Annotated in this window: 1 protein-coding gene; it reads right to left on the reverse strand. The window is 39.2% G+C overall.

What is annotated here, in order from left to right; genetic code table 11:
- Positions 1 to 33: 33 nt before the first annotated feature.
- Positions 34 to 528 (reverse strand): SET domain-containing protein, encoded by a 495-nt coding sequence (locus ABD892_RS10110; RefSeq protein WP_345195500.1) that lies wholly within the window; start codon positions 526 to 528, stop codon positions 34 to 36.
- Between the last annotated feature and the right edge of the window lie 66 nt (positions 529 to 594).

Consider the following 594-nt stretch of genomic DNA (forward strand, 5'->3'; position numbering starts at 1 on the left):
ATTCCGAGACTGGCAAATATTATCGAATACGCCTCATGCTGGCTGCCATGTGGTCTGCACAGGAGTTTTTGAGTACTTACCTTTGTTAAGTTGTTCGGCGATTCTTATTTTATGAAGAGGGTCTAATGCTGAAACGGTGGCTAAATAAAATTTGATGTATTTATCCTTTGTTTTTGGATCATAATCAAATAATGCTTCAGTTCCACATCGAATATCATGAATGGCAAACACTTCAATAGAGAGACCATGTCTCATCTCCCAAGGAATATACCGTTCGAATGGATGGGAGATCAGATGAACATTCGCCCGCTTGGAATGGTTAAGATAGCGAAGATTATTGCTGCCATTTCTTCCTATTTCTATATCTGTATTTTCGATCCATCGATTTGACCATGCAATGTAGCGGTCATTTTTCATTGGAATGATTTTGCATGGTGTCTGCTGTGAACCTTGCAGTCGTCTTACTTGTTGAAAGGCAGAAAGATCGTTGGATAATTTAAATACAACATATTTTTTCCTGATTACCACCTAACATAAGCCATTCTCCCGTCTAAACTTACGACACTGGTTTTCCTTGGGTTAGGAGACGTGTCA

The organism is Kistimonas scapharcae (genome assembly GCF_039540975.1).
Classification (GTDB): Bacteria; Pseudomonadota; Gammaproteobacteria; order Pseudomonadales; family Endozoicomonadaceae; genus Kistimonas; species Kistimonas scapharcae.